At 67.2% G+C, this 26,102-nt stretch carries 29 protein-coding genes; 16 read left to right on the forward strand and 13 right to left on the reverse strand.

The annotated features are described in order from the left end of the window. Positions 1–379 precede the first annotated feature (379 nt). On the forward strand, positions 380–1,546 hold the full coding sequence (gene sucC / locus ACQP0C_RS05990; RefSeq protein WP_433731318.1) for an ADP-forming succinate--CoA ligase subunit beta: 1,167 nt from the start codon (positions 380–382) through the stop codon (positions 1,544–1,546). 12 nt (positions 1,547–1,558) lie between these two features. After that, positions 1,559–2,473, forward strand: coding sequence for a succinate--CoA ligase subunit alpha (gene sucD / locus ACQP0C_RS05995; protein ID WP_433731320.1), 915 nt, complete (start codon positions 1,559–1,561; stop codon positions 2,471–2,473). 60 nt (positions 2,474–2,533) lie between these two features. On the opposite strand, the gene ACQP0C_RS06000 is transcribed toward sucD, so the two are convergent. Together ACQP0C_RS06000 and ACQP0C_RS06005 are read right to left on the reverse strand one after the other, a co-directional pair. Continuing rightward, positions 2,534–3,478 carry an undecaprenyl-diphosphate phosphatase gene (locus ACQP0C_RS06000; RefSeq protein ID WP_433731322.1) on the reverse strand — a complete coding sequence of 315 codons (945 nt, stop codon included), beginning with the start codon at positions 3,476–3,478 and terminating at the stop codon, positions 2,534–2,536. A gap of 88 nt (positions 3,479–3,566) precedes the next feature. After that, positions 3,567–3,695, reverse strand: a complete 129-nt coding sequence (locus ACQP0C_RS06005) for a hypothetical protein (RefSeq protein WP_433731324.1) — start codon at positions 3,693–3,695, stop codon at positions 3,567–3,569. A gap of 153 nt (positions 3,696–3,848) precedes the next feature. Here ACQP0C_RS06005 and ACQP0C_RS06010 point away from each other — a divergent pair, with 153 nt between their 5' ends. From ACQP0C_RS06010 to ACQP0C_RS06050, 9 genes are all read left to right on the forward strand, one after another. After that, positions 3,849–5,918, forward strand: coding sequence for a BTAD domain-containing putative transcriptional regulator (locus ACQP0C_RS06010; protein WP_433731326.1), 2,070 nt, complete (start codon positions 3,849–3,851; stop codon positions 5,916–5,918). Between the two features lie 358 nt (positions 5,919–6,276). Further along, positions 6,277–7,803 carry an ATP-binding protein gene (locus ACQP0C_RS06015; RefSeq protein WP_433731328.1) on the forward strand — a complete coding sequence of 509 codons (1,527 nt, stop codon included), beginning with the start codon at positions 6,277–6,279 and terminating at the stop codon, positions 7,801–7,803. 80 nt (positions 7,804–7,883) lie between these two features. Then, a complete protein-coding gene (locus ACQP0C_RS06020) occupies positions 7,884–8,141 on the forward strand; it encodes a hypothetical protein (RefSeq protein WP_433731330.1) in 258 nt (85 codons plus the stop codon). A gap of 253 nt (positions 8,142–8,394) precedes the next feature. Then, complete coding sequence (locus ACQP0C_RS06025; protein ID WP_433731332.1) at positions 8,395–9,444, forward strand: DUF5336 domain-containing protein; 1,050 nt, start codon at positions 8,395–8,397, stop codon at positions 9,442–9,444. A gap of 83 nt (positions 9,445–9,527) precedes the next feature. Further along, a complete protein-coding gene (locus ACQP0C_RS06030; RefSeq protein ID WP_433731334.1) occupies positions 9,528–11,102 on the forward strand; it encodes a cell division protein PerM in 1,575 nt (524 codons plus the stop codon). A gap of 125 nt (positions 11,103–11,227) precedes the next feature. Further along, the gene (gene purN, locus ACQP0C_RS06035; protein ID WP_433731336.1) at positions 11,228–11,860 is read left to right on the forward strand and encodes a phosphoribosylglycinamide formyltransferase; all 633 of its coding nucleotides are present in this window, start codon (positions 11,228–11,230) and stop codon (positions 11,858–11,860) included. Then, a complete protein-coding gene (gene purH, locus ACQP0C_RS06040) occupies positions 11,857–13,461 on the forward strand; it encodes a bifunctional phosphoribosylaminoimidazolecarboxamide formyltransferase/IMP cyclohydrolase (RefSeq protein ID WP_433731338.1) in 1,605 nt (534 codons plus the stop codon). The genes purN and purH overlap by 4 nt, the downstream gene beginning before the upstream one ends. A 172-nt stretch (positions 13,462–13,633) precedes the next feature. Then, positions 13,634–13,756 carry a hypothetical protein gene (locus tag ACQP0C_RS06045; RefSeq protein WP_433731340.1) on the forward strand — a complete coding sequence of 41 codons (123 nt, stop codon included), beginning with the start codon at positions 13,634–13,636 and terminating at the stop codon, positions 13,754–13,756. Next, on the forward strand, positions 13,738–13,947 hold the full coding sequence (locus ACQP0C_RS06050) for a hypothetical protein (RefSeq protein WP_433731342.1): 210 nt from the start codon (positions 13,738–13,740) through the stop codon (positions 13,945–13,947). Before ACQP0C_RS06045 ends, ACQP0C_RS06050 begins: the two co-directional genes overlap by 19 nt. Positions 13,948–13,968: 21 nt before the next feature. Here the strand turns inward: ACQP0C_RS06050 and ACQP0C_RS06055 are convergent, their stop codons facing one another. Beyond that, positions 13,969–14,421 (reverse strand): hypothetical protein, encoded by a 453-nt coding sequence (locus tag ACQP0C_RS06055; RefSeq protein WP_433731345.1) that lies wholly within the window; start codon positions 14,419–14,421, stop codon positions 13,969–13,971. Positions 14,422–14,674: 253 nt separating this feature from the next. On the opposite strand from ACQP0C_RS06055, the gene ACQP0C_RS06060 reads away from it, so the two are divergent. Next, the gene (locus tag ACQP0C_RS06060) at positions 14,675–15,253 is read left to right on the forward strand and encodes a LysM peptidoglycan-binding domain-containing protein (protein ID WP_433731347.1); all 579 of its coding nucleotides are present in this window, start codon (positions 14,675–14,677) and stop codon (positions 15,251–15,253) included. Positions 15,254–15,317: 64 nt separating this feature from the next. On the opposite strand, the gene rpsR is transcribed toward ACQP0C_RS06060, so the two are convergent. The 4 genes from rpsR to rpmB are packed head-to-tail and all read right to left on the reverse strand — an operon-like array spanning position 15,318 to position 16,365. Further along, complete coding sequence (gene rpsR / locus ACQP0C_RS06065; protein ID WP_355176510.1) at positions 15,318–15,572, reverse strand: 30S ribosomal protein S18; 255 nt, start codon at positions 15,570–15,572, stop codon at positions 15,318–15,320. A 33-nt stretch (positions 15,573–15,605) separates the two neighbouring features. Continuing rightward, positions 15,606–15,911, reverse strand: a complete 306-nt coding sequence (gene rpsN, locus ACQP0C_RS06070) for a 30S ribosomal protein S14 (protein ID WP_433731349.1) — start codon at positions 15,909–15,911, stop codon at positions 15,606–15,608. Next, positions 15,911–16,081, reverse strand: coding sequence for a 50S ribosomal protein L33 (gene rpmG / locus ACQP0C_RS06075; RefSeq protein ID WP_433731351.1), 171 nt, complete (start codon positions 16,079–16,081; stop codon positions 15,911–15,913). Before rpmG ends, rpsN begins: the two co-directional genes overlap by 1 nt. An 11-nt stretch (positions 16,082–16,092) precedes the next feature. Continuing rightward, a complete protein-coding gene (gene rpmB / locus ACQP0C_RS06080) occupies positions 16,093–16,365 on the reverse strand; it encodes a 50S ribosomal protein L28 (protein WP_433731353.1) in 273 nt (90 codons plus the stop codon). Between the two features lie 142 nt (positions 16,366–16,507). Between rpmB and mrf the strand changes: the two genes are divergently transcribed. From mrf to rpmF, 3 genes are read left to right on the forward strand one after another with little or no spacing between them, the layout of a single operon-like run. Beyond that, on the forward strand, positions 16,508–17,836 hold the full coding sequence (gene mrf / locus ACQP0C_RS06085) for a ribosome hibernation factor-recruiting GTPase MRF (protein WP_433731355.1): 1,329 nt from the start codon (positions 16,508–16,510) through the stop codon (positions 17,834–17,836). Beyond that, positions 17,833–18,114 (forward strand): type B 50S ribosomal protein L31, encoded by a 282-nt coding sequence (locus tag ACQP0C_RS06090; RefSeq protein WP_433731357.1) that lies wholly within the window; start codon positions 17,833–17,835, stop codon positions 18,112–18,114. Before mrf ends, ACQP0C_RS06090 begins: the two co-directional genes overlap by 4 nt. 1 nt (position 18,115) lies before the next feature. Beyond that, positions 18,116–18,289: a 50S ribosomal protein L32 gene (rpmF, locus tag ACQP0C_RS06095; RefSeq protein ID WP_433731359.1), complete on the forward strand. Its 174-nt coding sequence runs from the start codon at positions 18,116–18,118 to the stop codon at positions 18,287–18,289. A gap of 458 nt (positions 18,290–18,747) precedes the next feature. On the opposite strand, the gene ACQP0C_RS06100 is transcribed toward rpmF, so the two are convergent. The 6 genes from ACQP0C_RS06100 to ACQP0C_RS06125 all read right to left on the reverse strand — a co-directional run bounded on the left by ACQP0C_RS06100 (position 18,748) and on the right by ACQP0C_RS06125 (position 25,040). Then, the gene (locus ACQP0C_RS06100; protein WP_433731361.1) at positions 18,748–19,773 is read right to left on the reverse strand and encodes a glycoside hydrolase domain-containing protein; all 1,026 of its coding nucleotides are present in this window, start codon (positions 19,771–19,773) and stop codon (positions 18,748–18,750) included. A 186-nt stretch (positions 19,774–19,959) separates the two neighbouring features. Further along, entirely contained in the window at positions 19,960–20,790 is an 831-nt protein-coding gene (locus ACQP0C_RS06105) for an MHYT domain-containing protein (protein WP_433731363.1), read from the reverse strand. Continuing rightward, complete coding sequence (locus ACQP0C_RS06110; protein WP_433635024.1) at positions 20,783–21,340, reverse strand: GTP-binding protein; 558 nt, start codon at positions 21,338–21,340, stop codon at positions 20,783–20,785. Before ACQP0C_RS06110 ends, ACQP0C_RS06105 begins: the two co-directional genes overlap by 8 nt. Positions 21,341–21,431: 91 nt before the next feature. Then, positions 21,432–21,806 carry a DUF742 domain-containing protein gene (locus ACQP0C_RS06115; protein WP_354958386.1) on the reverse strand — a complete coding sequence of 125 codons (375 nt, stop codon included), beginning with the start codon at positions 21,804–21,806 and terminating at the stop codon, positions 21,432–21,434. A gap of 7 nt (positions 21,807–21,813) precedes the next feature. Further along, entirely contained in the window at positions 21,814–22,221 is a 408-nt protein-coding gene (locus ACQP0C_RS06120) for a roadblock/LC7 domain-containing protein (protein WP_433682664.1), read from the reverse strand. Next, entirely contained in the window at positions 22,218–25,040 is a 2,823-nt protein-coding gene (locus tag ACQP0C_RS06125; protein WP_433731365.1) for an ATP-binding protein, read from the reverse strand. Before ACQP0C_RS06125 ends, ACQP0C_RS06120 begins: the two co-directional genes overlap by 4 nt. 372 nt (positions 25,041–25,412) lie before the next feature. Here ACQP0C_RS06125 and ACQP0C_RS06130 point away from each other — a divergent pair, with 372 nt between their 5' ends. Then, positions 25,413–26,099 (forward strand): response regulator transcription factor, encoded by a 687-nt coding sequence (locus ACQP0C_RS06130; RefSeq protein ID WP_433731367.1) that lies wholly within the window; start codon positions 25,413–25,415, stop codon positions 26,097–26,099. Positions 26,100–26,102: the final 3 nt, after the last annotated feature.

Consider the following 26,102-nt stretch of genomic DNA (forward strand, 5'->3'; position numbering starts at 1 on the left):
ACGGTAACGAAACGATTGCGAGCTCCGCAAGCGCTACGTGCGATCAATCCAAACATGTGAGATTGATCACGGTAACGCACCGGAATATCTCACTGCGATAGGGGCACCCGGGTGAGCCTCGGCGACGACGAAACGTAGTAGAGGGCCGTCGGTCAACCGGTTCGGCGGCTCTACCTGCCGCGCCGTCAGCAACCTACTCGCGAGTAGCCTTGGCCAGGCATTTTCCCGCCCTGGGCGGCACCCCGTGACCTGCGCCACTTAGGATGAACGTGGCCGTTTGGCCCTCCATGTGACTGGTTAAAGTCCGACCCGACCCGCTTCCGACGTCGGGCCGCCAACAAAGACGTTGTCATCACAACGCAGACGAGACGGTGAGTACATGGATCTCTTCGAATATCAGGCGAAGGAGCTCTTCGTTAAGCACGGAGTGCCTTCGTCCGAGGGCCGCGTCACGGACACGGCCGAGGACGCCCGCGCCATCGCGGCGGAAATCGGCAAGCCGGTGATGATCAAGGCCCAGGTGAAGGCCGGTGGCCGCGGCAAGGCGGGTGGCGTCAAGTTCGCCGCCACCCCGGACGACGCGTTCACGCACGCGCAGAACATCATCGGCCTGGATATCAAGGGCCACATCACCAAGAAGATCCTTGTCGCCGAAGCCAAGGACATCGCGGAGGAGTACTACATCTCCTTCCTGCTGGACCGCTCCAACCGCACCTACCTGGCCATGTGCTCGGTCGAAGGCGGTATGGAGATCGAAGAGGTCGCCGCGACCAAGCCCGAGCGCCTCGCCAAGGTGCCCGTCGACGCCGTCAAGGGTGTCGACCTCGCATTCGCCCGCTCGATCGCCGAGCAGGGCCACCTGCCCGCCGATGTCCTCGACGCGGCGGCCGTCACCATCCAGAAGCTCTGGGAGGTGTTCGTCGGCGAAGACGCCACCCTGGTGGAGGTCAACCCGCTGGTCCGCACCCCCGACAACGAGATCCTCGCGCTCGACGGCAAGGTGACCCTCGACGAGAACGCCGAGTTCCGGCAGCCGGGTCATGCGGCCTTCGCGGACAAGGACGCGACCGATCCCCTGGAGCTCAAGGCCAAGGAGAACGACCTCAACTACGTCAAGCTCGACGGTGAGGTCGGCATCATCGGCAATGGCGCCGGTCTGGTCATGTCCACCCTGGACGTCGTCGCGTACGCGGGCGAGAACCACGGCGGCGTCAAGCCCGCCAACTTCCTCGACATCGGCGGTGGCGCATCGGCTGAGGTCATGGCGGCCGGTCTGGACGTCATCCTGGGCGACGCGCAGGTCAAGAGCGTGTTCGTGAACGTCTTCGGTGGTATCACCGCGTGTGACGCGGTCGCCAACGGCATCGTGAAGGCGCTGGAGATCCTCGGCGACGAGGCGAACAAGCCGCTGGTCGTCCGTCTCGATGGCAACAAGGTCGACGAGGGCCGCAAGATCCTCGTCGATGCCGCGCACCCGCTGATCACGCTCGCGCAGACAATGGACGAGGGCGCCGACAAGGCCGCCGAACTGGCAGCGGCCAAGTAAAGGAAACCGGAAATGTCTATCTTCCTCAACAAGGATTCCAAGGTCATCGTCCAGGGCATCACCGGCGGCGAGGGCACCAAGCACACCGCGCTGATGCTGAAGGCCGGCACCCAGGTCGTGGGCGGTGTCAACGCGCGCAAGGCGGGCACCACCGTCGCGCACACCGACAAGGACGGCAACCCGGTCGAGCTGCCGGTCTTCGGCACCGTCGAAGAGGCCATCAAGGCGACCGGCGCCGACGTGTCCATCGCGTTCGTGCCGCCGAAGTTCTCGAAGGACGCCATCATCGAGGCCATCGACGCGGAGATCCCGCTGCTCGTGGTCATCACCGAGGGCATCCCGGTGCAGGACACCGCCTACGCGTGGGCCTACAACGTGGAGAAGGGCAACAAGACCCGGATCATCGGCCCGAACTGCCCTGGCATCATCACCCCCGGCGAGTCGCTGGTCGGCATCACCCCGGCCAACATCACCGGCAAGGGCCCGGTCGGCCTGGTGTCGAAGTCCGGCACCCTGACCTACCAGATGATGTACGAGCTGCGTGATTTCGGCTTCTCCACCGCCATCGGCATCGGCGGCGACCCGGTCATCGGGACCACCCACATCGACGCCATCGAGGCGTTCGAGAAGGATCCGGAGACCAAGCTGATCGTGATGATCGGTGAGATCGGCGGCGACGCCGAGGAGCGGGCCGCGGCCTACATCAAGGCCAATGTCACCAAGCCGGTCGTCGGCTACGTGGCGGGCTTCACCGCCCCAGAGGGCAAGACCATGGGCCACGCCGGCGCCATCGTCTCCGGTTCGGCCGGTACTGCCCAGGCGAAGAAGGACGCGCTCGAGGCCGCCGGTGTCAAGGTCGGCAAGACGCCGTCCGAGACCGCCGCACTGGCGCGCGAGATCCTGGAGAACGCAAGCGTCACCGCCTGATCCATCGCATTCGCACAGCGGCCGCCTTCCGTTCCGGGAAGGCGGCCTTTGTCGTTCGGCTCAGAGGAAGTGGGCCACCGAGGCGATGCCGAAGACGAGGCTGTACACCGCGAATGGCAGCAGTGAATTCGATTTGAAGTAGCGCTCCAGGAATCGGACCGCCAGATACGCCGCGCCGCCCGCGACAATCGATCCGACCAGCACCTGCCCGAGGATGCCGTCGCCCTGGGGACCGGCCAGCGTCGGCAGCTTCAGCACGCCCGCGGCCAGAATGACCGGAGTGGCGAGCAGGAAGGCGAATTTCGCCGCGTCCTCATGGTCCAAACCGCGCAGCAGGCCGCCGACCATTGTCATGCCGGAGCGGCTGATGCCCGCGAACAGTGCACCGGTCTGCGATACACCGATGATCAGCGCGTCCTTGATCGACAGATCGCCGAGGCCGGCCGGCGCTTCCTCCGCCGTCGCCATGAAATATCCCTCTTCGATGGCCTTGGCCCGCGCCTCTGCCTCGGCGAAGCGGCGGCCGTAGTCGGCGAGCGTCGGCTGGCTGCGGCGGCGCAGTACCTCGCCGGTGATCAGTACGACGCCGTTGAGCGTCAGGAACAGACCCGCCGCAAGGGGTTTCGCGAACAAGGTGCGCAGCGGATGTTCCAGCAGCAGCCCGAGGATGCCGACCGGCACGGTCGCCAGGACTACGAGCCAGGCCAGGCGCTGGGGCGAGGTTTCGATCCGCCGGGTGCGCAGTGTGGTGAGAAAGCCGGTGACGATATCGACCCAGTCGCGCCAATAGAACACCAGCAGCGCGATCGCCGTCGCCACATGCAGTCCGACCACGAAGGCGAGATACGGCGTACCGGAATCGGAATCGCCCTGGGTGACCAGCTCGCTCCACGACCCACCCAGCCATGCGGGCACCAAAACGGAATGACCCAGGCTGGAAATCGGGAACAGTTCGGTTATGCCTTGCAATGCGCCGATCACAATGGCTTGGGTATACGTGAGCATCGCCTGACAGCTTGGCACGCCGAACCCACCGCGGCCCGCCCGGAATCAGACCTGTGTCCGTTTTGAAATGCTTGTCCGAGTTGCGGTTTCAATCGGTGTCCGGGATCGTCGCGGTCGGCTCGGCCGATCCGGCTCTGCTGTCACGTCGTGGTCCGGACAGCATGTCGAGATCGATGGTGAGCGGAAGCGGAACCTCGACCTGCACGACGCCGGTCACTCGTGGTGTGATTCCGAGCGGGCCGCGCAGCCATGACGCTGAAGCCGCAACAGGTAGAGAACTGTCAGGGATTCCCGATACCCGGTGGACGTGATTCCCCAGGTCGGAGCGGTGGCTGGGCGGCGGTGCCGCGGCGCCGCCATGCTGTGTTGCGTGGATGTGCTGGTGTTGGGCCCAGTGCAGGTGTGGGCAGGCGAAGACGGTGTTGCCATCGATCGGCCGTTGGAGCGGGCCGTGTTGGTGCGGTTGGCATTGGCGGGTGGGGTGCCGGTGCCGGATGTGCGGCTGGCCGAGGATCTGTGGGGTGGTGATATCGAGCGGCCGGTGCAGCGGTTGCGGGTGGTGGTGTCACGACTGCGGGCGGCGCTGGGGGCGCATGCCGGAGTTATCGGGCGCACGCCCGCCGGATATCACACGACCGCTACCGCTGCGGATCTGCGGACAGCAGAGGTGGCGGCGCAGCGACTGTACAGTGCGCGCCGCGGTGGCGACCATGCCGCGGTCGCGGCGACCGCACGGGCGGCGCTGGCACTGTGGCGCGGGCACTCGCTGGCGGATCTGCGGGCCGTGCCGTATGCGGCGGCCGAGGGTGAGCGCCTTGATGATTGGCGGCTATCACTGACGGTCGCGGGGCTGGAGGCGAACCTCTCGCTGGGTGCGGCCGGTGAGGTGGTCACCGAACTCACCGGTCTGGTCGCCCGGCACCCTCTACACGAGCCGCTGTCCGGCCTGCTGGCGCTGGCGCTATATCACACTGGGCGACAAGCGGATGCGCTGGACCGGCTGGCCCGACTGCGCCGGACCCTCGCCGAGGAATTGGGCGTGGATCCAGCACCCGAGACGGCCCGGCTGGAATTGCGCATCCTCGACCACGATCCAACCCTGCACCCCGCGGCCACCGCGTCGGCCCGCATCGACCCGGCCACAGCATCCGGCACCGGCGTGGCCACTACTCCGTTCGGCGATGGGGTGGCCGGTGCCCCGATCGGCACCGACCCTGCCGCGACACCGTCTGACACTGGTGTGGCCGGTGCGGGGTTCGGCGGTGGTGTGGCTGGTTCTCCGGTTGGTGCCGACTCGGCTGCTGCGCGGTTCGGCGGTGATCCGGCTGTTGGAGCGTTTGGTACTGGTGTGGCCGGTGCGGGGTTCGGCGGTGGTGTGGCTGGTTCCTCGGTTGGTGCCGACTCGGCTGCTGCGCGGTTCGGCGGTGATCCGGCTGTTGGAGCGTTTGGTACTGGTGTGGCCGGTGCGGGGTTCGGCGGTGGTGTGGCTGGTTCCTCGGTTGGTGCCGACTCGGCTGTTGCGCGATTCGGCGGTGATCCTGCCGTTGGAGCGTTCGGCACTGGCGTCGTCGCTACACCTTTCGGTACCGGCGGGCCTGCTACGCCGTTCAGCGATGAGGTGACATTTGCGCCGCCTGGTGCTGACGCCGTGTCCACCGGAACAGCACCCGCACTCCGCCCCGCCCTGGTCATCTCCGCTCCGTCGACCAGCTTCGTCGGCCGCAGCCGCGAATTCGCCATCCTTGGCGCCCGCCTCGCCGAACCCGGGCAGACGACCCTGGTCGGCGTCGCGGGCAGCGGAAAGTCCCGCCTCGCCGCCGAACTCGCCCGCGCCGCCGCCAACTCCGGTCGAGCGGTGGTATTCGTCGAACTCGCTCCGCTGGCCAAGGCCGAGGATGTGCTACCTGCGGTTGTCGCCGTGCTGGAATCGAATGGGCTTACCTCCGATATCGCCATTGATCCCGACGATCCGCTGCCAGGAATCCTTGCGGCGCTGGGCAGTTCGATCGTCACGGATGACTCCGAAGCGCGCAGCGTTTCGGGTGTGCCGAGCGTTTCGGGTGTGCCGAGCGTTTCGGGTGCGCAGGCGATTCGGGAGCGGCCAGCGTTCCAAGTGTGCCGAGCGTTTCGGGTGCGCAGGGCGTTTCGGGTGCGGCCAGCGTTTCGGGTGCGCAGGGCGATTCGGGTGTCCGCGGTGATTCGGGTGCGCACAGCAGTGCAGACACGCACCATGGATCTGGTGCGTCGAATGACCCAGGCATCCTGGGGAGTACGGCGGCGGTGGGCGATTCGCGTGCGATCTCGGATGCCGAGGGCGGTTCCGGTGCACGGCGTGACGTCGACGGCTCGGCCTCACCATCGGTATCGGCTAACTCGGCTGCTGGCCGCGATGGTGTCGAGCGACGAGTCCTGCTCGTGCTCGACAATGCCGAGCATGTGATCGGGCCGGTTACCGAATTGGCTACGGCAGCAGTGGATTCCAGCGTATTGGTCACATCGCAGCGGGCGTTGGGGGTTGCGGGCGAGTCGGTTTATCCGTTGGCGCCACTGGAACGCGGTATCGGGGTAGCGCTGTTCACCGAGCGGGCGGGGTTGCGGGGGTTGGTGACTGCGAGCGAGCGGGAGGATCTGGTGCGGATCTGCGCGGCGGTCGATTGGCTGCCGCTGGGAATCGAATTGGCCGCCGGTCTCACTCGCACGCTGACGATTTCGCAGCTGGCCCAGCGCATCGACGACCGGGTGCGGCTATTGGTCGGTGGGGCACGCGATGCCGGGGCGGGCGGCATACGAGTCTGCGGGTGGCTCTCGACTGGAGCTATGAACTGCTGGCCGAGCGGGAGCGGGCGGTTCTGCGCAGGCTCGGCGTGTTCGCCGGTGGTTGCACATTGGAGGCGGCCGAAGCTGTTGTGCCCGAAGATATTTCGAGGGAAGCGCGCGATAGTGCAAATCTCGTGGTCGGCGATATCGCGCCCGCGCTCGCGGATCTGGTGAACCGAAGCTTGGTGACCGTCCAGAACTACGGTGCGACGAGGCGGTTCGCCCTACTGGAGACGATCCGCGACTATGCCCGCTCGCAACTGGCGGAAACCGGCGAGACCGATCCTTTGCGCGCCAAGCACGCGGGCTGGTGCCTCGATCTGGTGCGCCAGCTCGGCGAGCCCGACGATTTCGCGACGGCCGAATCGGTGGCCGCGGTATTTGCCGAATGGCCGAACATCCTGGCCGCGCTCGAGGGCGCCCCCGGAACACCGAGAGCCGCCGCAGGTCTACGACTCGCCACCGCAATGCACGTCCCCTGGCTGGCGCGGGCATGGTTCCGCGAGGCACGGCGACATTACGGCGCATTGATCGAATCGCTGCCCGCGACATCGATCGCCGAGCCCGGCGACACCGCGGCCGGGCATTCCGGCAGCACGCCCGCCGACACCAGCGCCGCGCATCCCGATGGTCGAGCGGCAGCCGCGACCGTGTCGGCCGCCGAATTGGTCCAAGCGCTCAGCCATTACGGCTTCCACACCCTGATGACCGGCGACTTCGACTCCGCCGCAGCGCAATTGGCCAGGGCGAGCGAACTGGCCACACCGTTGGACGATATCGAACTCGCCCAGACCGTGCGCTACTACCAGGGCATTGTCGATATCGAACGGGCCGAGTTGCCGGAGGCGGTCGCCCGGTTGCGCGAGGGCGAGCGGCAGGCCGTGCGGATCACGCAGGCCTCCTCTTTCGCCGACGCGCTCGGCACCGCACTGCTGTACTCGGGTGACGCCGCGGGCGCACTCGCCGCCTATCAGCGCTCCACCGAGGTGGACCGGGCCAATGACGATGAGCACGGCCTTTCCCGCGGCCTCAGCAATCAGGCCAAGGCGCTGCTCGATCTCGGCCGCGCCGAGGACGCGCTCGCACTGGCCGAGGAATCCGACCGCTACGCCCGCCGTCTCGACGATCGGCAGATCCTGCCGCTCAACGACCTCACCCGCGCCGCCGTCGCCTTGGCGGCCGGACAGCTCGACGCGGCCGAATCCTATTGCCGCGCTGCCCTCGCCCATGAGGACGAGGCGGGTCTGGCCCGGCTCGAGCTGGCCGATGTGCTCATCGCCAAGGGGGAACTGGACGAGGCCGCCGGGCTGCTCGCCGAATACGATGCGGCCGCTCCCGGTGGTGTTCCCGGCTTGGCGGCGCGCGCGATCGAGGCCACTCTGCGGCACGCACAAGGGCGGCCGCAGCAGGTCGAGCGCATCCGTGCCGAATATCAGTCGGCGGGTTTCGGCTGGCAGCGCTATGTCGCCAGGTTGGAACGGCTCGAAAAACCCGGCAGCAGCTCGTGAAATGCGGATGAAATCGCGCTGAGACGGGTGGACGAGACGCTGGTCATCGCCAACGCACACCTGAGCAGAAAGCGCGAACAATGACCATCGACCGCACCAGCCCCGCCCGCATCGCGGCCATCGCCGCCCTGACCGTCGCCGGCTTCATCGGCGGTATCGCCCCCGCCGTCGCCGGACCGTTCGGCACCGGATCGGCACAGGCCCAGCCGGGCAACCTCGGCCCGTTCGAGTACGAGGCCCAGTGCCTCGCCCGCGGCAACCAGGGCATCCAGAACGGCGAATGGCAGGACTACGACTGCGTGGGCAGCTACGGCGCCTGGTATGTCGTGCCCCGCTAGTGCCGCAAGGGTTTATCGCATCGAGGGGTTTCGGCCCGCGGCGTCCGACGCTCCGGGCCGAATCCCGTTCCCATCGGAGGTGGTAGCGCAGAATTGTTATCGGCGGGCGCGGATTTGCGGAGTACCAGCGTAGACGGTGTTTTTCGGTTGCCCGGCCGGTTCGACGAGGGTGACCCGGGCCAACGAGTGCAGTAGCGTCAGAAGAGATCCAAGCCGTCAAGACACGTACGACTCGACCTAGGAGACGACGACCATGTCATACCCGACCGGGGGCTCCGGGTACAACGCACCCGCGACGCCACCCGCACCTTCCAGCACCGGCCAGTCGGCCGGTACCGGCACCGCGTCCACCGCCAAGGGCCTGCCGTATTTCCTGGTGGTCGGCGTCGCCGGGCTCGGTGTGATCAATTTCCTGCTCGGCTTCCTGCCGTTCTTCGGGCAGAAGACGGGTACCCGTGGCACGGTCAAGAGTGACGAAACACTAAGCCTCTTCCAGTACTTCGGTGCGGCCGGACTGCTGGCGATCTTGCTGCTCGGCGGCCTGCTCGCCGGACTGTCGTTGCTGCCGAAGCAGAATTGGACCGGCGCCGCGGCCGCGGCATCGGCGGCTGGCTTCCTCGGCACGCTGTTTCTGGCCTTCACCACGTCCGACGATCTTCTGAACGTCGAGCTGAAGTGGGGCGCCTACCTGCTGCTATTCCTGGCCTTCGTACAGGCCGCCGTCGCGATCGTCGCGGTGCTGTTCGAATCCGGCATCCTGACCCCGCCCGCGCCCAAGCCCGCCACTCCGCAGGGCCCGCCGGGCGGTTTCGGCACCGGTGGTTACGGCCAGCAGGGCGCGTTCGGCCAGGGCCAGCAGCCCGCCGCCTTCGGCCAGAGCCCGAGCCCGTACGGCCAGGGCCAGCCGGGCCAGCCGTCTTACGGTCAGCCGGGATACGGTCAGAGCGCTCCGCAATACCAGGCGCAGCAGCCCTATGGTCAGGGCCAGCCGGGCCAGCCGTCTTACGGCCAGGGGCAGCAGCAGCCGTCCTACGGTCAGCAGCCCTCCTATGGCCAGCAGCCCGGATACGGTGCGGCGCAGCAGGGTTCGCCCTACGGTGCCACGCCCGCCGCGCAGCCGCGCCCGGATGACAGTGCCACCCAGCACTTCGGCGCCCAACAGCCCGGACAGCAGTACGGCGCACCGGGTTTCGGCCAGAGCCAGCCGGGTCAGCAGAGCCAGCCCTTCGGCGGTGAGACCGGTTCGGACCCGTCCTCGGACGCCACCCACGCGTTCCGTCCCTCCGAGGACAACAGCAAGTAATTCCCCGGCTCTCCCGGCGCGCCCCGGACCGGGTCGGCGCGCCTGACCCGCTCGCGCCGGGGGAGCTGCCACGCTGAATTTCCATGAGCTCCCCGAGATCCTCTCTTGTTCGCCGGACCGCCGAGTCCCGCGGCGCGGCGGAACCCGCGGCGCGCAGCGACCGAGCACCGCGCGGTTCCCACACCGATGGTCTCGACGAGGCCGGGTTTCTATCGCTGACCCCCGAGCGCGCCCGCGTGCTGCTGCTGGTCGCCGCCCGCCCGACGACCTACGCGCTGGTCGCCGTCACGATCCTGGCCCTGGCCACCCTGCTCTCCTCGGGCAGCAGCCTGGCGGGCACCTCGGGTGCGATCGCCGCGGGTTGGTTTGCGATACACCAGGTTCCGCTGCTGATCGGCAAGACCTCGCTCGGACTGTTGCCGCTGCTGCCGACCGGACTGTTGATCTGGGTGTCCGGCCGCGACTGTGCCCGCGCGGTCGAGCCGGAGAGTTCACGCGCCGATCTCGGCTGGATCGTCGGTGCGGCGCTGGCCGGGCCGCTGCTGGTCACGGCCGTCTGTTCGGCGGTCGCCGAGGACGCCTCCGGTGTTGTCGCGCTGCAGCCGCCGAATACCCTCGCCGCCTTCGGCTGGGTCGGCACGGTGTACTCGGTCGCGGCGGTGGGCGGCATCGCGAGCCGGAACCGGCGCAGGCTCTTCACGCTGCTGCGCCTGCCCGACTGGGCGATCGCGGGCGTCTTCGGCGCGGGCCGGTCGGTGCTGCGCCTGCTGGCCTGCGCGACCGTGGTGGTCATCGTGTCGTTCCTCCTGCATTGGTCGCGCATCGGCGACACCTATCAGACCGCGGGCAATGCGGCGGGCGTGATCGGGCTGAGCGTGCTCGCACTGGCATATCTGCCGAATGTGGTGCTCGCGGCCGTCGGGGTGGTCGTCGGTTCCGGCGCGCATCTCGGCGATGCGTCGATCGGAGTGTTCTCCGTTGTCGGCGGGCCGATCCCGGCCGTTCCGGTCATGGCGGCGGTGCCGACCGGACCCGCCGACGGTTGGTGGCCGGTGCTGCTGCTGATCCCGGCGGCCATCGGTGTGCTCGGGGGCGTGGATATCGGACGGACCTCCCATGACCGGGCCGCCGCACCCTGGGCCACGCTGACCTCGGCCGGGGTGGCCACCGTGGCCCTGGTGCTGCTCGGCGCGGCGGCGGGTGGTGATCTCGGCACGTTCGGTCATATGGGCCTTGACCTGCCGATCTTCGCGGCGGTGACCTTCGGCTGGCTGGCTATCGCCGGCTACGTGGGCCTGATGTTCGCGCGCTGGCTCGTCGTTCCGATCGGCGCGCCGGTCATCGATGACGACGACTACGACGATCACTACGAAGACGACGACTACGACGACCACTACGAAGACGACGACTACGACGATCATTACGACGACTACGACGATGATCACCATGAGCGCGATCACCACGAGCGCGATCACTACGACGACTATGACGACTACGACGGCCCCGACTTCGAGGTAGAACTCGACGGCGAACTGGTCGAGGAACAGACTTCCATCGCCACTACGCGTGCCCCGGGCAGCAATACTGTCCCCGACATCGTCGATGCCGAAGTCGTCGAGGCGGACCTGCTGGAAAGTGACCAGGTGGACGGTCGTTAGGCTCTACCCGGTGGTGTCCTACCGCCGCCGCCGTTCCGACCGACACCAGGAGTAGAGCGCTGAGCTTGCCCACCCCGCCGACTTCGTCGGCTGCCATCCCCCAGCCGCCCCCGAATGCCCCGAGCGTGCCCCCCACGGCACCGGCAACCGTCGTCGTGCTGGCCTCTGGCACCGGGTCATTGCTGCGCGCCCTCATCGAGGCCGCGGCCGAGCCGGACTACCCGGCGACCATCGTCGCCGTCGGAGTCGACCGGGTCTGCCAGGCCACCGAACACGCGGCCGCCGCGGGGATCCCGAACTTCCGGATGGTGTTGCGGGACTTTCCCGATCGCGCCGCCTGGGATGTCGCGCTGACCGACGCGGTCGCGGCCTATGAACCCGATCTGGTGGTCTCGGCCGGATTCATGAAGATCCTCGGCCCGGCATTCATGGCCCGGTTCGGCGGCCGGATCATCAATACCCACCCCGCGCTGCTGCCCGCATTCCCGGGCGGGCACGGGGTCCGCGACGCGCTCGCCTACGGGGTGAAGGTCACCGGTTCGACCGTGCACCTGGTCGATTCCGGTATCGATACCGGCCCGATTCTCGCGCAGGAGGCGGTGCCGGTGCTGGACGGCGACGACGAGGCCACATTGCACGAGCGCATCAAGGTTGTCGAGCGACGGTTGCTGGCGGAGGTTGTCGCCGCCGTCGCGACCAGAGGCATTGTCTCCGACGGACGAAAGGCAGTAATTCCAGATGAGCGGGTACTTCGGTGACTGAGCGCAGCGAACGACCAATTGATCCAGCTGAGCGTAAGGGGATTTCCCGGGCGCTGATCAGCGTCTACGACAAGACGGGGCTGATCGAGCTGGCGAGCGGACTGCATGCCGCCGGTGTCGAACTGGTCTCGACCGGTTCGACCGCGGGCAAGATCGCCGACGCGGGCATTCCGGTGACCAAGGTCGAGGATCTGACCGGATTCCCGGAGACGCTGGACGGCCGGGTCAAGACCCTGCACCCGCGGGTGCACGCGGGCATCCTCGCCGACACCCGCAAGGCCGAACACGTCGACCAGCTGGTCGAACTCGGTGTCGAGGCCTTCCAGCTCGTCGTGGTGAATCTGTACCCGTTCACCCAGACCGTGGCCAGCGGCGCCAGCAATGACGAATGCGTCGAGCAGATCGATATCGGCGGTCCGTCCATGGTGCGCGCCGCCGCCAAGAACCACCCGTCGGTCGCGGTGGTCGTCGACAGCGGCGACTACGACGATGTGCTCGCCGCGGTGCGCTCGGGCGGCTTCACCCTCGCCGAGCGGACCGTATTGGCGGCCAAGGCATTCCAGCACACCGCAAGCTATGACGTCGCGGTCGCGAGCTGGATGTCCAGCGTGCTCGCCCCCGGTGCCGAGCCGAATGAGGCTGCCGCGCCGCAGTTCCCGGGCTGGATCGGTGGCACCTGGGATCGCGCATCGGTGCTGCGCTACGGCGAGAACCCGCATCAGGCCGCCGCGCTCTACACCCAGAACGACGGCAGCACCGGGCTGGCGCAGGCAAAGCAGTTGCACGGCAAGGAAATGTCGTACAACAACTACACCGATGCCGATGCCGCCTGGCGCGCCGCCTACGACCACGCGGCGCCCGCGGTCGCGATCATCAAGCACGCCAACCCGTGTGGCATCGCGATCGGCGCCGATCTCGCCGAGGCACACCGCAAGGCGCACGCGTGCGATCCGGTGAGCGCCTATGGCGGCGTGATCGCGGCCAATGGCGAGGTCACCGTGGAGATGGCCGAGCAGGTCGCCGAGATCTTCACCGAGGTGATCGTCGCACCGTCCTACGCCGACGGTGCCGTCGAGGTGCTGCAGCGCAAGAAGAATGTGCGCATCCTGGTCGCCGAGCCGCCGCGCCGCGGTGGCGCCGAGCTGCGCCCGATCAGCGGCGGCGCGCTGCTGCAGGTGCGCGATATCCTCGACGCCCCTGGCGACGACCCGGAGAACTGGACCCTGGTCGCGGGTGAGGCGGCCGATGCGGAAACCCTGGCCGACCTCGAATTCGCTTGGCGCGCCTGCCGTGCCGTGAAGTCCAACGCGATTCTGCTCGCCCACGACGGTGCCTCGGTCGGCGTCGGTATGGGCCAGGTCAACCGGGTCGACGCGGTCGGTCTCGCGGTGCAGCGCGCCGGTGACCGCGCCAAGGGTTCGGTGGCCGCCTCGGACGCGTTCTTCCCGTTCTCCGACGGCCCGCAGCAGCTCATCCAGGCCGGAATTCGGGCGATCGTGCAGCCCGGCGGCTCGGTCCGCGACCAGGACACCATCGATTTGGCCAGGGAAGCGGGAGTCACCCTGTACCTCACGGGGTCTCGCCACTTCGCGCACTGAGTTCCCCTAGAGGGCGGGCGCCATCCGGCTCCCGCCCTCTCCGCGTGGCGAAGCACCCTCGAATGGTTACGGCGGGCTCGGACAGCAATGCATCCCGATGAGAGCCGAGGTGCTGCGTGGTTCAACAGGGGCGACGCCGCGGTTTCGGGTTGCGGCGCGAGGTCACCACTAGGTGAAGAATGCCGCCTTCACGCCAACCTACTACGCGGCCGGTGGACCGGCCACCGTCGGCAATGCGCCCCCGCTGGCCTACGACTCCGGGACCCAATGCTTTTCGTGGACGGTATCCGACTGACTCCGCAACAGGACGCGAGCAGTCTCGGCTCCGGCCCGTACGTCTGGTGCGACGACCCGACCGTGCAGACACCCGCACAGATCACCATGCCCTTGCGCGTCATGGCGCAAAAGACCTGGGGCCCAGCCGAATCCGGCAGCTATCCCGAATTCGCCGCTCTATCGGACGCGATCGCCGAACCCGTGTCGTGACCCTCGGCGCTCGCCCGCCCGCTAGACGGCGCTGAGCACCTGTCGATTGCCCAAAGGCGCCTTCAGCGGCACCTCGACAGTCCCGAATACCGCGATCATCGTGCACATTCGCCCGACCGCATCGGCGCGCGTTCCGGTGCGCAACTCGATGGTGACCGTCGAATTCGTCTCGGTCGCAGTCGCATCCATTCCGTAGCACTCGGGCGATCCGGTCTCGAAGTTGACGGCGATCCGATCGTCGGCCACCCGCGACCACGAGGTGAACGAAATCGGATGCCCGCCGACAATGGTCGGATCAGCGACGAATATCCGGCCAGCGTCGGCGGGTTTGCCTTCGGTCGGCGTGGTCTTCGCCGCACTGATCGTCGTCTTGTCTTGTGCGTCACCATTATCGGAGCCACCGCACCCGGTGACGGCGAGGCCGACGAACAAGGCGACGGCGACTGCGGCGGGCCCAACCGACATCCGATACATGCCGAACACCCTAATCGACCCGCCAACGGGCCGGGATACGGCCACCCAGCAACCCACGAGAACCGTCGCGTCGGTTTGCGCGACAAGATGATAGAGCGATGCGGCCCGCACAGTGAACTTTTGGCTAAGCCTGCGCGTAATACCTCCGCGCGGCCCGCGCGCACAGTACATTCGGGGCCGATGCGCGCCAATCAGGGTTCGCGGCGCGTATCGATTCGGATGCTCTGCAAGCTAAACCTTCGAAAGGAACAACGTGGGCGACACGCTGCGCGTAGGTGAAGAACTCGGGCTCGGCCAGGCGCTGGTCGGCGGTGCGTACACCCTCACCCTGCAGGCCGATGGCAACCTGGTGCTGTCGGAACCGGACGGAAATGTCGTGTGGTCCACCCTGACTCACGATCAGGGGGTGGAGCGGGCCGTCCTGCAGGAGGATGGCAACTTCGTGCTCTACAAGGGGGAGGGCGCCGCTTGGTCCACCGAGACCAACGGTACCGAGCCGGACCGGCTGACGGTGCAGGCCGACCGCAATGTGGTGCTCTACGGCAAGGACGGCAGCGCGCTGTGGGCGTCGGGCACCCAGACCGACAACCCGCTGCCCGCCCCGGAGCAGCCGGTCGCCGAGCCGGTCGTCGAGGAGGTCGCCGCTCCCGCCGAAGAGGTTCCGCCCCCGCCGCCCGCCGCGCAGACCTACACGGTCGAGCCGGGCGACACCCTGTGGGCCATTGCCGAGCGCTTCTACGGCGACGGCAACCGCTACCAGGAGATCGCGAATGCCAGCGGCATCGACAACCCCGATCTGATCAACCCGGGCCAGGTGCTGACCATCCCGTAGGGAGCACCGAACGACGAGGGCCCCCGGAGCTTCGCATCGGGGGCCCTGATTCGTCGGTCGGTGTCTACCGGCTGGTGAACGGCAACAGTGCCATTTCGCGGGCGTTCTTCACCGCGACGGCGACCTGGCGCTGCTGCTGCGGGGTGAGCCCGGTGACCCGGCGGCTGCGGATCTTGCCGCGGTCGGAGATGAAGGTGCGCAGCAGGTTGATGTCCTTGTAGTCGACCGTCTCGACGCCCGCCGCGATCAGCGGGTTCTTCTTCGGGCGACGGGCCTGCTCGGCGCGAACCTTCTTCGAGGGTGCTCGCTTGACTGCCATGTGACGGGTTTCCTTCTCGAGATCAGTGGTTGTCTACCAGCTCGATTTGTGTACACCGGGGAGTTCACCCCGATGGGCCATCTCCCGCACGCGTACGCGGGAGAGTCCGAACTTTCGGAGATGCCCGCGCGGTCGTCCGTCCGCGGCGTCCCGATTGCGCAATCGTACCGGACTGGCGTCGCGGGGCAGCCGCAGTAGCGCCGACTGTGCTATAGCGCGGTCGTGTGCGGAAATGGTCGGCTTGCGGATCAGCTCCTCGAGTTCGGCGCGACGCGTCGCGAAGCGGGTGACGATCTCCTTGCGCTTCTCATTGCGGGAAATCTTCGATTTCTTGGCCATCAGCGCTCCTCGCGGAACTCGACGTGCCTGCGCAGCACCGGATCGTATTTGCGCAGCACCATCCGGTCCGGATCGTTGCGCCGGTTCTTCCGCGTGGCGTAGGTATATCCCGTTCCCGCAGTGGATTTCAGCTTGATGATCGGCCGGATCTCGGTTGATTTCGAGGCCATGGATGCTCCCGTCAGATCTTGTCGCCGCAAGCACGACTGTGTTTTTTTGACCGCTTCGCTTCGCTCAGCCGGATCCGGGCCACCACGGCCTCGATCCCGTCCCGATCGATGGTCTTGATGCCCTTGGCGGACACGGTCAGCGTGATGCGCCGATTCTCGCTGGGCAGGTAGTAGGTCTTGCGCTGGATATTGGGGTTCCAGCGGCGGCTGGTCCGCTTGTGCGAGTGCGATACGGACTTGCCGAATCCGGGCTTGCGCCCGGTGACCTGGCAGTGCGCCGACATTTGGCTCCCTCCATTCGGGTATGGCAGCCGACGGAGTCGGCGGGGCGATTAGGGCAGTTGATAATCATTTTCGACAACAGCTGACGGACAATGTACCGTTGCTCGACGGTAAATGAAAATCATTGTCGAAAGGAGTGCTCTGGTGGATCCCGCCCTACTCCCACCCGGGAGGCAGTCCGACCGGAGAACGCCCGTCGTGGTGGTCACCGGATGCTCCGGACCGGCCGCGGCGGGTGTGGAACGGCTGGCCGCGGTATTGCGTGCGACGCCGGGCGCCGTCACCGTTCGCCACGATCCGAGCGGGCTCGGCGAGGGCATCGTGCACCGCACGGTGCAGATCGGCGAGCAGCGGACCTCGACCGTGCTCGAACTCGCACACGGCTGCGTCTCCTGCACCCTGCGCATCGATCTGCTGCCGCTGCTGTGCGCACTCGCCGCCCGCGATTCGGTGAATCGAATTGTGCTGGAACTCGATCCGGCCTTCGAGGCGGTGGCGGTATGTCAGGCGATCGAGAATATCCCCGTCGCCGGAGTGGTCGGCCGGGTCGATGGTCCGGCCGGTCGCGATGTGCGAGTCGAGGCCGTGCTCACCTGTGTGGACGCGCGAACCTGGTTGGCCGATGCCACCGGAGCGGACACCCTCGCCGAGCGCGGGGCGGCGACCGTGGACGACGACCGCACGGTGGCCCAGGTGGCAGTCGGTCAGGTCGACTTCGCGGATGCCGTTGTGGTGCTCGGTGATAGCGGCGAGGCCGTCGATCGGGCGCGGCTCGCCGCGGTGCTGTCCCGGCTCGCGCCCGATGCGCCCGTGGCCTGGGTCGACGATATCGATCTGCTCGGCACGGCCGAGGTCGGTGCACTGCTCGCGCACATTTCGCCGCACGCCCGGCGCGGGCGCATATTCGACGCGCACGCGCCGCTGTTGCGCGGTCAACCGCCGCTGGGCACCGAATATGGTGTGGCCCTTATCGAATTCGCCGCGAGTCGGCCGTTCCATCCGGCCCGCCTACACGAAGCCCTCGATGTGCTCTTCGACGGCGTCGTGACCGCGCGCGGACGGATCTGGCTGGCCACCCAGCCGAATGAAGTGGTGTGGCTGGAGTCCGCGGGCGGCGGCTTGCGGGTCGGCGGTGCCGGACCATGGTTGGCCGCCATGAGCCCGGCCGAGCTGGAACAGGCCGATCCCATGCGCCGGGCCATGGCCGCGCTGCGCTGGGACGAGCAGTTCGGCGACCGGGACGTTTCGCTGGTCATCCTGGCCCACGACGCGGACCCGGGCGAGATCCGCGAGGCCCTGCACTGGGCGCTGGTCGAGGATGACGAACTGCGTCTGGTGGAATGCGCGCCCGAGCGGGTCGCGCAGTGGGAGGACCCGTTCGGCGAGTGGCACTCCGATCCGTGTGCGCCCGGCGAACCCACCGGCCTGCCGATGGACGGACAGGCGAAAAGTCCGAGAGGAGAGGCGAAATGAAGACTGGGATACATCCGGACTACCACCCTGTGGTGTTCGAGGATTCGAGCACCGGAAAGCAGTTCCTGACCAGATCCACCGCCACCAGCACCCGCACCGTCGAGTGGATCGACGGCAACACCTACCCGCTGCTGGTCGTGGACGTGACCGCCGATTCACACCCGTTCTGGACCGGCGCGCACCGCGTGCTGGACACCCAGGGCCGGGTGGAGAAGTTCGAGCGGAAATACGGCAGGCGGACCAAGGCGACGTCCCAGCCCGGACGAGGGGCGGGCTGATATGGCGGTGCCCAAGCGCAGGATGTCGCGGTCGAACACCCGCAGCCGCCGCTCGCAGTGGAAGGCCACCCCACCGGACCTGGTGCCGGTCAGCGTCGGTGGGGTTGTGCACAGGGTGCCGCGCCGTCTGGCGCGGGCGGTCGAACGCGGACTCGTCGATCCGGAGCGACTCTGACGCCGCGGTCAGCGCCACGGAACGGAGAGGATTTCCTTCAGCGACTTGTTCTCGTATGCCTTGTCGAGCACCACGTTCACGGCCATGCGAACTCCTTCGAACGAACCGGTATGTGTGCCAGCCGACGATAACTCGCGCGCTGCTGTCATGGGACGTGAACGCGTGAGGCCGTTGATCGATCGACCGGATCCGTTGGATGAGATCTGCGCGTTGGTTCCTGATGGGAACCGATCATGTCTGGCAATCTGATAGCTAACTAAGTGATCCACGCCACATGGCGATATTTTCGGTATCCCGATTGCGTCCCGGTAGCTCGCGGGTCAATTACGTACTGAGAGTTGGTTTTTCGTATCCGTAAAAGTCCTGGCGCAGTGATGATTTCGTGCTCTCGCGCCGGTACCCTCATCCGGGAGGGCGGGTTCTCGGAACCCCGGTTCGCCGGATTACCGAGAACCCGCTCATCGCCAAACTTCTGGCTTCTCGGCCGATTTCTCCGCCTCCCGACTTCCGGGCAAACCCGGCAACTCCGGCAACAGCGATTCCAGGCGGGCCAACTGCTCGCCCACGAAGTCGGCGGGACCCTCGATCAGCGAGAGCGGCCACGGCCAGTGTCGTCCGTCCAACCGCTTGACCTCCTCGACCAGATCCGCCGTGGTGGCCTCGAGTTCGCTGACCTCCGTACGCAATTCACCGATCTGCCTGCGCAGATCGGTCGATTCGGCCTCCAACTCCTGGATCCGCTGCAGCGCCGCCGCCACCCCGTCCACCAGGGTGCGGTTGCGGCCCTCCGCATCGGTGCCGAGCTGCGGCCAGCCGGACAGGCCGGGACCGCGCAGCTGGATCTGGACATCGCGCAGTACCGCGTCTTGTTCCGGCGTCACGTCCGGTTCCTCCTGTACAAAGTCCCACTGGCCGAAATCTATTGTCTCGGCCTCGTTTACATCGCAGAGCACACCGCCGACAACCACCTGGCGCGATGTCTGATGAATATTGCGCCTGGGCTCGACATTGGTGCCGGACCAGGCATCGGTCTGCCACGACCACGTGGCGACACCCGCGTCCAGCGCCCGGCTGATCGACCAGAACCCGCCGTAGATACCGACATTCGCGAAGCCGAGTACGGTGGCCGCGCCCTCGAGGTAGGCGTTGATCGCGGGCTGATCCTGCGGCGTCGAGTCGAAATCCGCGGAGAAGTAGATCGGCCGATCCGACCGACCGCCACAGCGCAGCACCTGTGCTAAACCGGCACGGGCATCGACGATTCCGGCGTCGTAGCCGTCCAGCATCCTGGTCGCGGTCGTTTCCCAATTCGACACGATGGAAATGCCGTGGGCGCGTAGGTCGTCGGCCTCGGCGGGAGTCAGCTGTTTGCCGGGCAGTGTGGGACCGCCATCGGAGAGGTAGCGCACCACGAAGTCGAATCCGGCCGCTTGGATGGCCGCGCCGCCGGGACGTCCTGCGGCGTAGTCCAGACCGAAACGCATATCTCCCACTGTAGGTGGGTCGTTGGGTGAAATCGGCGGCATTGCCGAACCCACCCCAAGCGACACGGCGTGTTTCGAACCGGCGGCAAACTCCCGCAACCGATCTCGGATTCACCCGCCGGGCGTTCGGCCGTCATCGCCGGTGCGCAGGGTGCGGCGATCGGCATCATCGACCCGAGTAAGAGCTCAGTGCACCGACTCGAGCTTGGACCGGCGTCCGTCGAACTCGGACCGGTGCGCGGCCGCGACGACCGCCGCGGTCTCGCGCCGGTCGGGCGCGATGAGTACCGCGGTGATCGGCACCGTCAGGGCCAGCGAACCGATGACGAACATCGGAAATACGAATTCGAACAGCGTGAGCCCGTCGGGCGCCTTCCCGGCCGTGTCGATGGCCGTGTCGACGGCCGCGATGCCCGCGTAGTACATGCCCGCCACACCGACGGCGAACAACAGCACCGTCGCCGCGCGCGCGAGCGGATGGCGCAGCGCCTGGAACGACCACAGCGTCCCCACCCCGGTCACCGTCGCGATGACGAGCGCCACGGCCGCAAGCCACGGGGAGATCTCGACCGAACCCTGAACGCGAATGGACCCGAGCCCGAGATAGAGACTCGAAGCGCACCCGATGCCCATGATCAGTCCGCCCGGAGTCAGCCGGGCCAGCAGCAGGCGGCGGCCGATGACGAGCAGCGCGATGAATACCGCACCGAACGCCGTCACCATGGCCGCGATCATGCGGCCGCCGTCGAAGCGCACCGCGGTGCCCGTTATGTCGAGGCCGAGCAGTGCCACCGAGGTGGCGAGCCAGACGCCGACGCCGCCGATCGACACTGCGGCCGAGGTCACCCACACCAACCGGAACCGGGACGAACGCGCTGCGTGTAGCACACAGGCCAGCCCGACCACGGCGCCGAGCACCGAAACACCGAAGGAGAGTGCGGCGACCCAGTACCCCATGGAGAACTGGTCCACCGCAGCGCCGCTGTTCGCCGCAGCGAACAACCGGACGTCATGCATGTCGCGCGGATCCTTCCAATTCGAGCGCCTTCAGCTGGGCGATCGCATATTCGGTGACGGCCGCCAGCGCCTGGCGGACCTCCATGGCATTACGCGCGTCGATATCCACGATGGGTACGCCTTCGCGCACCGAAAGCGCCTCGCGCAGTTCGGCGATCGGGAAGCGGGGTGCATCGGGGAAGCGATTGACGGCGATCAGGAACGGCAGCTTGCGCGCCTCGAAGAAGTCGACCGCGGCGAAGCTGTCCTCGAGCCGCCGGGTGTCGATGAGCACCACCGCGCCGATGGCGCCGCGGATCAGGTCGTCCCACATGAACCAGAACCGGCGCTGGCCCGGGGTGCCGAACAGGTAGAGCACCAGGTTGCCCGGCAGGATGATGCGGCCGAAATCCATAGCGACCGTGGTGGTTTCCTTATCCGGGGTATCGGCGAGATCGTCGATACCGTCGGAGAAGCGGGTCACCATGGCCTCGGTGCGCAGCGGGACGATCTCCGAGACCGCGCCGACGAAGGTCGTCTTGCCCGCGCCGAAGCCACCGGCGACAACGATTTTGGTCGAGGCGACACGGGTGTCGGCCTCACCGGGTGCTGGGTTGCCGGATTGTCCGGCGTGCCCGTAATTTCCGGCGGTCCCGGCAGTCTTATAGGGCACGGAGTCCACGCAAAGTCCTCTCCATCAGGGAACGACGCTCGTCGAAGCTCGCCTCTTCGGTCAGGGTCGAATGCACGCGCAGGGCGCCGTCGACGACCAGGTCGCCGACCATGACCCGGACCATGCCCAGCGGCCGATCCATGTGGGCGGCGATCTCGGCGACCGAGAGCCGATGCGTGCCCAAGCGCAGGATCTCGGTGCGCAGATCGCCCGCTGGCCATTCGAGATGCGCAGTGTACGACAGTGTTTCGATAACCGCTTCGAGTGGTAGGTCGACCGCGGGTTCGGTGCGCCCGGAGGTCAGGGCATAGGGTCTGACACGGGTTGTCGGCCGGTTGGGCCCTTGGCCGAGTGGACTCGACATCGTTGGATCAGACTGCTGTCCGGGCGGTGGCCGTGACCACCGCGCCAACACGATCGGCGAGCAGGGCCATTTCGTAGCCGATGCGGCCGATGTCGTGCGACTTATTGGCGAGCACGGCCAGATGTGATCCGTTGCCGACGCTCATCACCAGCAGATAGCCGCGCTGCATCTCCACGATCGACTGCATCACCTTGCCGCCGTCGAACAGCGAGGCCGCGCCGGTGGCTAGGCTCGCAAGACCGGCGGTGACCGCGGAAAGCTGTTCGGCCCGGTCGGCGGGTAGATGCGGACTGGTCGCCTGCAGCAGGCCGTCCGCCGTCACCAGCACCGCATGCGACACACCGGGCACATCCTTGGTGAAGCGGGCGACCAGCCAATTCAGGTTCTCGTCCGTGGTGCTGTTGGGGTTGGTCATACAAGCCCTCCGTCGTTGTACTGCGCTTCGGCCCGCCCGCTGCGGACTCCACTGAGATGCCTGGTCAGGTTGTTCCGGATCTCGTCCGGATCACGTACGCCGGGTTCTTCCGCCGGTGCGAGGCCACCGGGCACCAGCTGTGCTCCCGGTCGGCGGATCGGCAGTCCGCCGACGGTGCGGGATTCGGGGGTCGGATGACTGGCCTGTTCGGCGGCCGTCCAGCCCGCGTCGGCGGGTGAAGTCCATGCCGAGGGCGAGGGTGCCGCCGTCGCGGGCTCGACCAGCCACTCCGAGACCATCCGCTGGTAGATCGGAGTGGGCGATTCGCCCTGTACCGGTTGCAGTCGGGTCGAGGTGGTCGTGCTGGATTCGGCCTGTACCGGTTGTAGTCGAGTCGAGGTCGTGGTCGCGGGTTCCGATGCGGCGGCGGGCCTTCGGGTCGGCAGCGACGGCCGGACGGCCTGCGGCGTGATGGGTTGTGGACCGGTGAGATACGCGGTGGCCTGCGGTTCGGCCGGTTCGCGAGAGACGGTCGGCGTCGGGCCGGTCGTGGCGGGGTCGTCGGGCTGTTCGGCCCATAGGTCGGTGACGGCGCCGAGGGGCACCTGCGGTTCCACGTCGATCACCGAATTCGGCCCGGTGGCAAACTCATTCGTCGAGGTCGGCGGTCCGAACGGGGTCAGGCGCTGCCGGTCGGACTCGCCGCGGCCAATCGGATGCTCGGCGAATACGTCGACCGAGGTTTCGGTCTGATCGTCCCCGGGTACTGGTACCTCGGGTGCGTCAGCAACGCGCATGGCGGGGCGACGTTGCGGCAGCCCGGAACTGGTGACGGCGAACCGCGACGGCTCGCGCTGCGGCAGGCTCGGCACCGGCACCAGCGTGCGCGGTGGCTGCTGCGGCGGTGCGGGCAGTGCGGCCATCATCGGCGCCTCGATGGCCCGCTGGTTCGGATCGGTCGCGTCCAGCGGCGGGGCGACCAGCGCGCCCGGCAGGTGCACGCTGGCGGTGATGCCGGGCTGCTGTGCCATGGTCGAGGTGCGGCGCAGGCTCACCGTGATGGTGTGCCGCTTGGCGAGTCGGCCGACGACGAAAAGGCCCATGCGGCGGGCGGTTTCGACGGTCACCTCACCACCGGAGGCGAGCCGGTCATTGGTGAGCTGCAGATCCTCGAGTGACATGCCGAGGCCGCGGTCGGTGATCTCGATCAGGTAGCCGCCGTCGACCGCGCGCGCCACCATCACCGCGACCGGTGTGGTCGGCGGGGAGTAGCGCAGCGCGTTATCGATGAGTTCGGCGAGCAGATGCTCGATATCGACCGCGGGTTCACCGGCGACGATGCCGTCGGGCACCGCGCCGATCTCGACGCGCTGGTAGTCCTCCACCTGGGAGACCGCACTCCAGAGCATGTCCGACAACGGCACCGGATGCAGCTGGCCACGGCGCAGCGCGGTACCGGCGAGCACCAGCAGGTTGTCGCCGTTGCGGCGCATGCGGGTGGCGAGGTGGTCCAGGCGGAACAGACTCTGCAGCCGCTCGGCGTTGTCCTCGTCGTGCTCCAGATCCTCGATCAGCGCCAGCTGCTGCTCGACGAGGGATTGGCTGCGGCGGGACAGGGTTTCGAACATGTTCCCGATCTGCAGTCGCAGTCGGGCCTGGTCGGCGGCGAGATTCAGCGCCTGCTCGTGGATTTCGTCGACGGCGCGGGCCAGCTGGCCGACCTCGTCGGTGGTGTGCACGGCGACCGGGGTGATCTCCGGGGTGGCGCCACCGCTGCGTACGACGGCGAGTTCGTCGGGCAGTTTGACGTGTGCGACTTCGAGGGCATCGCGCCGCAGCCTGCGCACCGGGACGACCAGGGCGCGCGCGACGGCCAGGGCCAGGGCCAGGCCGGCGAGCAGCATGCCGATGACGATCGTGGTTTCGCGCAGCGCGCCGGTCTGCGCCTCGGTGGTCCGATCGGCCAGCGCCCTATCGATGGTGTCGGCGAGAGCGTTGGTGGTCTTCTCGTAGGTGTCCGCGCTCACCTGCAGCGATTCCAGCACGGCCGGACTGGATGTCGGATCGCCTGCGTTCTGGCTGAACGCCCCGAGCCGGATGCCGACCGCGTCCAGCAATGGACGCATGTTGGGCGCGTTGTCCGGCAGGATGATGCCGTAGGTGTTGACCATGGTCATCTCGGCACCCCCCGAGGTGAGCACCTTCGCCCGCACGCTCGGATTGTGACTCGCGTCGGGGGAGCTGATCATCATCCGCTGCTGGGTCAGCACGCGCCGCGCGTTCTGGATCGCGCCGATCTGCAGGAAGTACCGCTGGATGACGAGGTCCTCGACCGAGGGCGAGAGCGCGAAGGCGTTGCCGATGCGGACCGCGATCTCATCGGCCTGTTCGCCGACCATCATCGGCGATCCGTTGCGCAGGCTATTGCGCATGGTGGTGCCGGTGGCGACGGCCGAGGCCAATTCGGAGGTGACCCTGGTGCTCGCCTTGGTGGTGCGCATTCCGGCCTCGAGATCGGCGAGCGCCTGATCGAATTTCGTCAACGCCGCGTCGGTGGCCGGATCCGCGGTGTTACCCCAGGAGGATGTCGCCGCGACCGCGAGTTGTTCGGTGGCGGTACCGAACTTGACGATCGGGCGAATGATGATGACCTGTTCGGTCGCCGCGTCCAACTGCGACATGGTGCGCAGTTCGTTGTTGATCCGGAGCACGGCGAACACGGTGGCCAGCAGCACGGGCAGCACCAGCACGATGCCAACCTTGCGAGTGACCGACCAGTTGGACAGACTGAATTGCCAGGACCGCGGTGCAGCTTCCATCCGCTTCCGTTGCCTCCGCTTCACGAGCTTGCACGAGTGCCCCCGGATGGCGCGTGGCTGTTCGGTTTTGATTCAACCCGCTGAGAACCAACTGGAGGTCTTCTTTTTACCGCACGGAACATACCGCGCAGAGTGACCAACGGCAATCTGGGGCACACACTCTGTAATTCACTCGAATATGGCTACTCAGAACGGGTTTCGCCGTCCAAAACGGTTGCGTTTTGCACCGAGATCTGTACGTGATCACAAACCTGCTGGTCACTCGACCACTCCCTAGTGGGGTCGATCCATTCGGGTGAACCGCAAGCGGCGTCGGCGTGTCGAACGTCTCCCTCTCAGTCGACTCTCAGTCGATGCGGTCAAACTGGGGGCATGCGCATTCTGGTAGTCGACGACGATCGCGCCGTCCGGGAATCGCTGCGCCGGTCACTGACCTTCAACGGCTACGCCGTCGATCTCGCGGTCGATGGCGTGGACGCGCTGGAGAAGGCAACCGTGCAGCGACCGGACGCACTCGTACTCGATGTGATGATGCCGCGGATGGATGGGCTCGAAGTTTGCCGACGGTTGCGTAGTACCGGAGACGATCTGCCGATTCTGGTTTTGACGGCGCGCGATTCGGTATCGGAACGGGTAGCCGGACTCGATGCCGGTGCCGACGACTATTTGCCGAAACCATTCGCGCTGGAGGAATTGCTGGCGCGATTGCGCGCGTTGTTGCGCCGCAGGGCCACCGATCCCGGCGAGGTTTCCGAGACCATGACGTTCGCCGATCTGTCGCTGGACCCGGTCACCCGGGAGGTGACCCGGGGCGACCGCTCGATCAGCCTGACCCGCACCGAGTTCTCACTGCTGGAAATGCTGATGGCCAATCCGCGCCGGGTGCTGACTCGCAGCCGCATCCTCGAGGAGGTCTGGGGCTACGACTTCCCGACCTCCGGTAACGCACTCGAGGTTTATATCGGCTACCTGCGCCGCAAGACCGAGGCCGAGGGCGAGGCCCGGCTCATCCACACCGTGCGCGGTGTCGGCTACGTCCTGCGCGAGACACCTCCGTAGGCG

This window comes from Nocardia sp. CA-129566, assembly GCF_050956075.1.
In the GTDB taxonomy this organism is placed as follows: Bacteria; Actinomycetota; Actinomycetes; order Mycobacteriales; family Mycobacteriaceae; genus Nocardia.

Coding starts and splice junctions, on each gene's coding strand:
- sucC (WP_433731318.1), top strand. CDS start 380: ATGGATCTCTTCGAATATCAGGCGAAGGAGCTCTTCGTTAAGCACGGA.
- sucD (WP_433731320.1), top strand. CDS start 1,559: ATGTCTATCTTCCTCAACAAGGATTCCAAGGTCATCGTCCAGGGCATC.
- ACQP0C_RS06000 (WP_433731322.1), bottom strand. CDS start 3,478: ATGCTCACGTATACCCAAGCCATTGTGATCGGCGCATTGCAAGGCATA.
- ACQP0C_RS06020 (WP_433731330.1), top strand. CDS start 7,884: ATGACCATCGACCGCACCAGCCCCGCCCGCATCGCGGCCATCGCCGCC.
- ACQP0C_RS06025 (WP_433731332.1), top strand. CDS start 8,395: ATGTCATACCCGACCGGGGGCTCCGGGTACAACGCACCCGCGACGCCA.
- ACQP0C_RS06030 (WP_433731334.1), top strand. CDS start 9,528: ATGAGCTCCCCGAGATCCTCTCTTGTTCGCCGGACCGCCGAGTCCCGC.
- ACQP0C_RS06055 (WP_433731345.1), bottom strand. CDS start 14,421: ATGTATCGGATGTCGGTTGGGCCCGCCGCAGTCGCCGTCGCCTTGTTC.
- rpsR (WP_355176510.1), bottom strand. CDS start 15,572: ATGGCAGTCAAGCGAGCACCCTCGAAGAAGGTTCGCGCCGAGCAGGCC.
- rpsN (WP_433731349.1), bottom strand. CDS start 15,911: ATGGCCAAGAAATCGAAGATTTCCCGCAATGAGAAGCGCAAGGAGATC.
- rpmG (WP_433731351.1), bottom strand. CDS start 16,081: ATGGCCTCGAAATCAACCGAGATCCGGCCGATCATCAAGCTGAAATCC.
- rpmB (WP_433731353.1), bottom strand. CDS start 16,365: ATGTCGGCGCACTGCCAGGTCACCGGGCGCAAGCCCGGATTCGGCAAG.
- ACQP0C_RS06090 (WP_433731357.1), top strand. CDS start 17,833: ATGAAGACTGGGATACATCCGGACTACCACCCTGTGGTGTTCGAGGAT.
- rpmF (WP_433731359.1), top strand. CDS start 18,116: ATGGCGGTGCCCAAGCGCAGGATGTCGCGGTCGAACACCCGCAGCCGC.
- ACQP0C_RS06100 (WP_433731361.1), bottom strand. CDS start 19,773: ATGCGTTTCGGTCTGGACTACGCCGCAGGACGTCCCGGCGGCGCGGCC.
- ACQP0C_RS06105 (WP_433731363.1), bottom strand. CDS start 20,790: ATGCATGACGTCCGGTTGTTCGCTGCGGCGAACAGCGGCGCTGCGGTG.
- ACQP0C_RS06115 (WP_354958386.1), bottom strand. CDS start 21,806: ATGTCGAGTCCACTCGGCCAAGGGCCCAACCGGCCGACAACCCGTGTC.
- ACQP0C_RS06120 (WP_433682664.1), bottom strand. CDS start 22,221: ATGACCAACCCCAACAGCACCACGGACGAGAACCTGAATTGGCTGGTC.
- ACQP0C_RS06125 (WP_433731365.1), bottom strand. CDS start 25,040: ATGGAAGCTGCACCGCGGTCCTGGCAATTCAGTCTGTCCAACTGGTCG.
- ACQP0C_RS06130 (WP_433731367.1), top strand. CDS start 25,413: ATGCGCATTCTGGTAGTCGACGACGATCGCGCCGTCCGGGAATCGCTG.